The 8,729-nt window shown below is 39.9% G+C and carries 8 protein-coding genes; 7 read left to right on the top strand and 1 reads right to left on the bottom strand.

What is annotated here, in order from left to right; genetic code table 11:
- The first annotated feature begins 39 nt into the window (after positions 1 to 39).
- Both C1E99_RS11255 and C1E99_RS11250 read left to right on the top strand, forming a co-directional pair.
- Positions 40 to 246 (top strand): transposase, encoded by a 207-nt coding sequence (locus C1E99_RS11255; RefSeq protein WP_105207601.1) that lies wholly within the window; start codon positions 40 to 42, stop codon positions 244 to 246.
- On the top strand, positions 200 to 1,552 hold the full coding sequence (locus C1E99_RS11250; protein WP_105207600.1) for an IS66-like element short variant transposase: 1,353 nt from the start codon (positions 200 to 202) through the stop codon (positions 1,550 to 1,552). Before C1E99_RS11255 ends, C1E99_RS11250 begins: the two co-directional genes overlap by 47 nt.
- A 213-nt stretch (positions 1,553 to 1,765) precedes the next feature.
- Here C1E99_RS11250 and C1E99_RS11245 read toward each other — a convergent pair whose 3' ends face one another.
- Complete coding sequence (locus tag C1E99_RS11245; protein ID WP_105207599.1) at positions 1,766 to 3,949, bottom strand: LTA synthase family protein; 2,184 nt, start codon at positions 3,947 to 3,949, stop codon at positions 1,766 to 1,768.
- Between the two features lie 178 nt (positions 3,950 to 4,127).
- Here C1E99_RS11245 and C1E99_RS11240 point away from each other — a divergent pair, with 178 nt between their 5' ends.
- From C1E99_RS11240 to C1E99_RS11220, 5 genes are read left to right on the top strand one after another with little or no spacing between them, the layout of a single operon-like run.
- On the top strand, positions 4,128 to 5,291 hold the full coding sequence (locus C1E99_RS11240; RefSeq protein WP_105207598.1) for a class I SAM-dependent rRNA methyltransferase: 1,164 nt from the start codon (positions 4,128 to 4,130) through the stop codon (positions 5,289 to 5,291).
- Complete coding sequence (aroD, locus tag C1E99_RS11235; RefSeq protein WP_105207597.1) at positions 5,288 to 5,962, top strand: type I 3-dehydroquinate dehydratase; 675 nt, start codon at positions 5,288 to 5,290, stop codon at positions 5,960 to 5,962. Before C1E99_RS11240 ends, aroD begins: the two co-directional genes overlap by 4 nt.
- Positions 5,963 to 5,964: 2 nt before the next feature.
- A complete protein-coding gene (gene aroC, locus C1E99_RS11230; protein WP_105207596.1) occupies positions 5,965 to 7,131 on the top strand; it encodes a chorismate synthase in 1,167 nt (388 codons plus the stop codon).
- Positions 7,132 to 7,138: 7 nt separating this feature from the next.
- The gene (locus C1E99_RS11225; RefSeq protein ID WP_105207595.1) at positions 7,139 to 8,242 is read left to right on the top strand and encodes a prephenate dehydrogenase; all 1,104 of its coding nucleotides are present in this window, start codon (positions 7,139 to 7,141) and stop codon (positions 8,240 to 8,242) included.
- A gap of 11 nt (positions 8,243 to 8,253) precedes the next feature.
- Positions 8,254 to 8,592 carry a YlbF/YmcA family competence regulator gene (locus C1E99_RS11220; RefSeq protein ID WP_105106833.1) on the top strand — a complete coding sequence of 113 codons (339 nt, stop codon included), beginning with the start codon at positions 8,254 to 8,256 and terminating at the stop codon, positions 8,590 to 8,592.
- Positions 8,593 to 8,729: the final 137 nt, after the last annotated feature.

Genomic DNA, 8,729 nt, shown 5'->3' with positions numbered 1-8,729 from the left:
TTTTTGTGTATAATGAGATAAAAAGAAGGAGGTAAGTCCATGGAGACACAAGATAAAGTGATTGAAAGTCTAACAAAAACCATTGAAATCATGACCAACGAGTTGACCCTCCTTCGTGAACAGGTTGAGTATCTGAGACAGAAACTCTACGGAAAATCATCAGAGAAGGTTGTGTATCAACCCGGTCAGCTGAGCTTGTTTGGGGAGGAAAGTCTCCCTGAAGAAGAAGCCGACTTACCCAGTTGAAACAGAGACCATCACTTATAAACGCAAGAAAACTAAGGGAATTCGTCAAGCTATTTTTAGTCAGTTTACTCCAGAGATTGTGCATCACGAATTGCAGGGTGAAGATTGCACTTGTCCAGACTGTCATGGTCAGTTGAAGGAGATTGGTTCAACTGTTCAACGACAAGAGTTGGTCTTCATTCCTGCACAATTAAAGCGGATTGACCATGTTCAACACGCATACAAGTGTCAGGCATGTAGTCAGAAGAATCTAAGCGATAAGATTATCAAGGCTCCCATTCCAAAGGCACCTTTGGCACACAGCTTGGGTTCAGCCTCTATCATTGCCCACACCATTCATCAGAAGTTCAATCTGAAGGTGCCAAATTACCGTCAGGAAGAGGATTGGCATAAGCTTGGTCTGCCCATCAGTCGGAAGGAAATGGCCAACTGGCACATCAAGTCTAGTCAGTATTATTTCGAGCCGATTTATAACCTATTGCACGAGAAATTACTGAAACAGCCTATTCTCCATGCGGATGAAACTTCCTACAAGGTCTTAGAAAATGATAGCCAGTTGACCTTCTACTGGACCTTCTTGTCTGGGAAGCATGAGAAAAAGGGAATTACCCTCTATCATCATGACAAACGACGGAGTGGCTTGGTTGTGGAGGAATTTCTTGGGGACTATGCGGGCTACGTTCATTGTGACATGTGGTCAGCCTATCGGCAGTTAGACAAGGCTCAGCTGGTTGGCTGTTGGGCTCATGTCAGAAGAAAATTCTTTGAGGCGACTCCTAAGAAGACAGACAAGACTTCTTTAGGAGCTAAGGGGTTAGCCTATTGCGACCGCCTGTTTGCCCTGGAGAATGACTGGGCTGACTTGTCTACTGAGGAGCGACTGCATAAACGACAGACAGAGTTGGCTCCCTTGATGGACGAGTTCTTTGATTGGTGCCGTGAACAGGCTGTCTTACCAGGCTCCAAATTGGGTACTGCAATGGAGTATAGCCTCAAATACGAAACCACCTTCCGAACTGTTCTCTCGGACGGTGACTTAGTCCTGTCTAACAATATGGCTGAGAGGGCTATGAAGACCTTGGTGATGGGCAGAAAAAATTGGCTGTTCTCTCAAAGCTTTGAAGGAGCCAAGTCGACAGCTGTCATTTTGAGTCTTTTAGAAACAGCTAAGCGACACGGCCTTGATGCAGAAAAATATATGACCTATCTTCTAGAACACTTACCTAATGAGGAGACGCTCGCAAAAAAAGAAGTGCTAGAGGCTTATTTGCCATGGAAGGAAAAAATTAAAAGAGCATGTAAATAGAAAAAGGTTCCAGAGTCTACAGGACTTTGGAGCCTTTTTTCAATATACTTTGTTATTGGGCGGTTACGAAGAACTTAGAAATATCTCTAAGTTCTTTTTTTGTTTACTGTTCAAAAAGAAGCCATCGACACATTTCATGTTCGATGGCTTTTAAGTTCTATTTTGTTTGACCAACCTAAAAGGTGGCAAAATTAGTAACGATTGTATGTTCTGTTATTCGGCTGAGCTTGATGTACTAGTGGTTGTTGATGTTTCAGTTCCCGAATTTGTTGATAGAGAGGTTGAGCTACTACCATGTAGTTCGAGGTAACTTGGTGCATGGAATAAATCGACAGTTGATTTATTACCATTTTTACTATATAAGCTGGTTGATTGCGAACCAAGCTTGTTTTCTATTGCAATTTCAGCAGCTAAAGAATCAATATAATTAAATTGACTCGCATCTAAGGCTGGTAAACCATTATCAAAAAATCGTACAAGATCACCGGTTTGGATAGCATCGCTTGCGGCCAATTGTGCAGCGGCAGCTTCCTTAATTGTATCTATTTCTTTTTGGGTCGTCTCATCGGGATTGGTGATTTCAAGACCTGTTTCAGTATAGTAAATTTTCCCTTCGTAACTGGTATATTTGGGTGTAATAAAGCTACCGGCTGTCCTAAGTGCAACAATTTGATCATGTTGACTTGAAAGCATATCCTGGCCAACTTGGAGATAATTATCAGCCTTAATTCCTAGAAGATGTTCAAGCGTAGGAAGGGCGTCAATTTCACCTCCATAGGTATCAAAAATTCCACCATTTGTCGCACCAGGAACGACAATCATATATGGTACTCGTTGCAACATAGCATTGTCAAAATTTGACCAGGTTTGAGAATCCTTTCCAAGTAAAGGTGCTAGATCTGGATTGCGAGAATTGGAGATTCCATAATGATCACCATAAAGAACGATTACGGAGTTTTCGTACAATCCGGTAGCCTTTAAATAATCAAAAAATGCTTTAATAGAAGAATCTAAGTAGTTCGCAGTAGCAAAGTAACCATTGATTGTCTCATCTTCGGTATTCGCCAATGGAAAACCAATTTCATCACCAATCAGGCTTGTTGTATAAGGATAGTGATTAGATACTGTAATAAATTTTGCATAAAATGGCTGTTGCAGATGTTCCAAATACTGGATAGAATCAGCAAACATGATTTTATCATTTAGACCATACTGGAAGGAATTTTCAGCAGTAGCCTCTGAAAAATAAGATTGATCGAAGAAGTAGTTATACCCCCACTGTTTATACGTGTTGTTCCGATTCCAAAAACTTGCAGAGTTACCATGGAATACTGCCGAGGTGTAGCCTCCATTTTGTGATAGGATATATGGAGCTGCCTGCTGGGTATTGCTTCCACCGTACTGAACCATGAAGGAACCTTGGTTCAAACCGAACAAGGATGTTTCAATCATGGTTTCAGCGTCAGATGTTTTTCCAGCCTTAACTTGATTAAAGAAATTTGAAAATGCGAATGTTGAGTTGGAGTGATATAGAGAATTTAAAAACGGTGTTACTTCATATTCAGTTCCATTTACATTCAATTTATAATCGATAACAAATTGTTGAAGGCTTTCCAGATGGAGATAGATGACATTTCTGCCTTTGGCAATGCCAAAATATTGTTCATTTGGTTGGGCATAATGTTCCGTCACATATTGCTTCACAGGTTCAAGGTCACTTGCAGTAGCTCCAGACCGATCTTTATGAGCCAGGTAGGTTTGATTGGCATTGTAGCCTAGAAAAGCAGGCAAGCCTAGGGCTCTGACGATGTATGTATTTGAAAAACCACGGGTTAGCAATTCAGGACGATCAACTTCAGCAAAAAATAGATTTATGGAAAATAATAAAACTGAAAAAGCAGAAACAGCAAAGCTGGCTTTCTTTTGAAAAGCTTTGTGATCCCAATGAATTAATTTACGGGATAATAAAATGCCAAAAATAATAAAATCTAGAATATAAACGATATCCCAAGGTCTAAATAATTTAATGGCTGCCTCCCCCAGACCAGCAGAAACACTAGAAGTAGCCATCATAGTTGAAATTGAAATAAAGTCTGAAAATTCACGATAGTAAACGGCATTTGAAAATAACCAAGAAAATAGTAAGAAATAAATTCCAAAGGCAAGCCCATAAAACACTTTTGTATTCTTTACATAAAGTGCCAGGCCAATCAATAATAAACCAATTGGAATTGGATTAAAAATGGCAATGATATTTTGAAATATACCTGCGGTATCTAAACTGAAATCTATGTAATAAGCCCAAAGTGTTTTAAACCAATAAATGCATAGGAGAATAAGGACAAAGCCAAGTCTAGTTTGTAGCAATGCCTTAGCATGTGCAATTTGTTTTTTCACTATAAAACCTCATGGTCCTTTCCGAGAACTTTTCATCACAATTTTGAGCTCTTACAGAGAATCATTTCGTTTGTGATTATAGGTTCTAAATCTCAGTACATTATACCATAATTTTAAAATATGCTTGAAAGTTTAGAGTTTTTTTGGCATATATGCAGAATCATGTTATAATAATTCTATGATAATAAAGGTAAACCGTATTGCTGAACAGAAGATAAAAAGAGGTATCCAATTGCTGGATAGTGCCGATTTTATTGGTATTTCTTTAACTACTGATGAGCTAGTAGATGTGTACACCAGTACTGGGCAGAACTTGGGTAAGGCCTATTTATCCCAACAAAATAAGGGGATTGGTTGGTTCATTTCTAGTGATGTTAAGGAATTATCGAGTGATTTTTTTGTACATTTATTTAAAAAAGCTAGAAAAAAAAGACAGACTTTTTTTCAATCTAATCTGACCAATGCTTTTAGATTATTTAATCAAGATGGTGATCATTTTGGTGGTGTAACGATTGATTTATATGATAAATATGCAGTTTTTTCTTGGTATAACACCTTTGTTTATTCAATGAAGGATACGATTATTGCTGCTTTTCAGATAGTCTTTCCAGAAGTGAAGGGAGCCTATGAGAAAATCCGCTTTAAAGGTCTGGATTTCGAGTCTGCCTTTCTTTACGGTCAAGAGGCGCCAGAGTATTTTACGGTCCTTGAAAATGGAGTTTCCTATCAGGTTTTCATGAACGATGGGTTGATGACTGGAATTTTCTTAGATCAACATGAGGTGCGAGGTTCATTGGTAGATGGTCTAGCGACCGGTAAAACCCTGCTCAATATGTTTTCTTATACAGCTGCTTTCTCAATCGCTGCAGCCATGGGTGGAGCGACAGAAACAACTTCTGTAGATTTAGCGAAACGATCTCGGGAACTCTCTAAAGCTCATTTTAAGGTTAATGGTGTAGTATTAGACAATCATCACTTTGTGGTGATGGATGTCTTTGAATACTTTAAGTATGCGAAACGAAAAGGGCTTCATTTTGATGTCGTTGTCTTGGATCCACCAAGTTTTGCTCGGAATAAGAAACAGACGTTTTCTGTCGCAAAGGACTACCATAAATTGATTTCCCAGTCATTAGAGATTTTAAATCCAAATGGGATAATCATTGCCTCAACCAATGCAGCAAATGTTTCGGTTGAAAAGTTCCGTCAGCAGATCGAAAAAGGGTTTGGTTCACAAAAGCATCGTTATCTTGCTGACTATCGTTTACCAGCTGATTTTACAATCAATAAAAATGATGAAAGTAGTAATTACCTCAAGGTCTTTACGATAAAGGTAGAAAAATGAGAATAGTAGTACCTATTATGCCTAGAAATTTGGAAGAAGTAGAGGCCATTGATGTGGGGCGTTTGTCGGAAGCTGACCTCATTGAGTGGAGAGCTGACTATCTTCCAAAAGAAGAAATCCTAACAGTCGCTCCTGCCATTTTTGAAAAATGTAATGGGAAAGAAGTTATTTTTACCGTTCGTACCACACGCGAGGGTGGTCATTTAGATTTGGCGGATCAAGAGTATGTTGATTTGATAAAAGAAGTTGCAGCAATTTATCAACCTGACTATATTGATTTTGAGTATTATTCTTATCAATCAGTCTTTGATCAGATGTTGGAATTCCCAAATCTTGTCTTGAGTTATCATAATTTTGATGAAACACCTGCCAACTATCTGGAAATCATGTCTGAATTGACCAGTCTTTCACCCGCAGTTGTTAAGATGGCAGTGTTGGCCAATAGTGAACAGGATGTCTTAGATGTCATGAACTATACACGTGGCTTTAAGACCTTGAATGCTGAACAGACTTTTGCGACGATTGCTATGGGGGAACTAGGAAAAATCACTCGGATTGCTGGTGTGATTACTGGTTCTTGTTGGACATTTGCAAGTTTGGATGAAGTATCGGCTCCTGGACAGATGTCCTTGGCTAATACACGTAAGTTTTTGGAAATTTTGGAGAATTAAGTATGCGTTATTTAACAGCTGGTGAGTCCCATGGACCACGTTTGACAGCCATTATTGAGGGAGTTCCAGCTGGTCTTCCTTTGACAGCAGAGGATATCAATGCAGATTTGAAACGCCGTCAAGGTGGTTACGGTCGGGGCAGTCGAATGCAGATTGAAACAGACCGTGTTGAGATTACAGCAGGTGTCCGTCATGGAAAGACAACGGGTGCCCCAATTACCCTCAATGTAACCAACAAAGACCACCAAAAGTGGTTGGATATTATGGCTGTTGAGGACATCGATGATAAACTAAAAAGTAAGCGTCGGATTAGACACCCACGTCCAGGTCATGCTGATTTGGTCGGAGGGATGAAATACCGCTTTGATGATTTACGGAATTCTTTAGAGCGTTCTAGTGCGCGTGAAACAACCATGCGAGTGGCTGTTGGTGCCGTTGCCAAACGAATCTTGGCTGAGTTGGATATTGAAATTGCTAACCACGTAGTTGTGTTTGGTGGTAAGGAAATCGATGTTCCAGATGGTTTAACTGTTGCAGAAATCAGAGAACGTGCAGCCAAGTCAGTAGTTTCTATTGTCAACCAAGAACGTGAAGAAGAAATCAAAGCCTATATCGATCAAATCAAACGTGATGGTGATACCATTGGTGGTGTTGTAGAAACCATCGTTGGTGGAGTTCCAGTTGGTCTGGGTTCTTATGTTCAATGGGATAAGAAATTGGATGCCAAACTAGCTCAAGCAGTTGTATCGATCAATGCCTTTAAAGGTGCAGAATTTGGAGTTGGTTTCCAAGCTGGTTACTTAAAAGGTAGTCAGGTCATGGATGAAATTCTTTGGTCTGAGCAAGATGGCTATACACGCAGAACCAACAATCTTGGTGGTTTTGAAGGTGGTATGACAAATGGAGAGCCATTGGTAATCCGTGGTGTGATGAAGCCTATTCCAACCCTTTACAAGCCTCTGATGTCTGTCGATATTGATACGCATGAGCCCTATAAGGCAACTGTGGAACGTTCTGACCCAACGGCACTTCCAGCAGCAGGTGTGGTCATGGAATCTGTCGTTGCTACGACCATTGCGACAGAAATCCTGGAAAAATTCTCTTCTGATAACATGGAAGAGTTGAAAGCTGCTGTGGCTAGTCACCGTGACTACGTTAGAAATTTCTAGGTCATCAATGAAAAAAACGATTTTGATTGTCGGTCTGGGCCTGATTGGAAGTTCACTCGCCCTTTGTATCCGTAAACAGCATCCAGATTATCATATTCTAGGTTTTGAACCCAATCCAGCTTCTGCACAGGTTGCGCTTGAGCGAAAAATGGTGGACTACCTATCAGATGATTTGGTAGAATTGGCTGGGCAAGCAGATGTCATTCTTCTGAGCGTGCCTATTCAAGTGTCGCTTGAATTGATAGAAAAGTTAAGTCATATGAACCTGAAAGAAGGGGTTCTGATTACAGATGCTGGTTCAACCAAGTCAGCTATTGTGACTGCAGCGGAGAAGTTCCTTTTACCTAAGAACATCAACTTTATCGGCGGGCATCCGATGGCTGGTAGTCATAAGTCAGGTGCAGTGGCGGCAGACATCCACTTGTTTGAAAATGCCTACTATATAATGACGCCTTGTCAGGCTACCAAGGCAGATGCAGTTCCTCGATTGACCGATTTATTATCCGGGACTGGAGCACGCTTTGTACAAATTGATGCCGAGGAGCATGATAGGGTCACCAGTCAGATTTCCCATTTTCCACATGTCTTGGCCTCTAGTTTGATGAATCAGGCTGGGGATTATGCTCAAAAACATCCCTTTACCAATAATTTTGCGGCAGGTGGTTTTCGTGATATGACCCGGATTGCTGAAAGTGAACCGGGTATGTGGACTAGTATTCTCATGACCAATCCAGAAGCGATTTTGGATAGAATTGAAGAGTTTCAAAACCGATTGAAGCAAGTTTCAACCGTCTTGAAATCTGGGAATAAAGAAGCCATTTGGGAATTCTTTGAACGTGGTCGTCAGACCCGTAAGGCTATGGAAATTCATAAGAGGGCTGGTGTGGATTCCTTCTATGATTTATTCCTTAGCGTTCCCGATGAGGAAGATACGATTTTGAAGGTCTTGGAAGTCCTGCGTGGAATTTCCATTGTCAATATTCGTATTAACGAAGAAAACCGTGAAGATATACACGGTATATTACAAATTACGTTTAAAAATAAAATGCAATTAGAGCAAGCTGCTCAACGTTTGAAAGAGCAGACGAATTATCAAATTTACCATGATTAAAGGAGAAAGTTATGTCAACAAATATCTATGATATCGCAAATGAATTGGAACGTGCTATTCGCAACTTGCCTGAGTATAAGGCAGTAGAAGCGGTTAAAATTTCCGTTGAAGGCAATCCTGAGGCGAAAGAAATCTTAGAAAGTTACATTTCCTTCCAAAAAGGAATTCAAGAAAAAATTCAAGCAGGTGAAATTCCAACAGAAGATGATCAAAAAACAATGTTGGATTTCAATAAGAAAGTTCAAGCAAATCCAATTTTGGTTGAATACTTTACGAAACAACAGCAGTTGGCAGCTTATGTAGCTGATCTAGAGCGTATTATTTTCAAACCATTAAATGAATTACTATAGAATACAGCCAAATGGCTGTATTTTCAGACTGAAGACAAAGTCCTTAGAATTGATTTTCTAAGGGCTTTTCTTCGTATTTAGGAGTATAATATAAGAAAAAGGACTTATGAGGTTCTCCTATGCTACACAAAGAAAAA

The sequence above is a fragment of the Streptococcus suis genome, assembly GCF_002964045.1.
GTDB classification, from domain to species: domain Bacteria; phylum Bacillota; class Bacilli; order Lactobacillales; family Streptococcaceae; genus Streptococcus; species Streptococcus suis_U.
The sequence above is the reverse complement of the archived record's forward strand: the minus strand, read 5'-3'. Positions and strand labels throughout refer to the sequence as shown.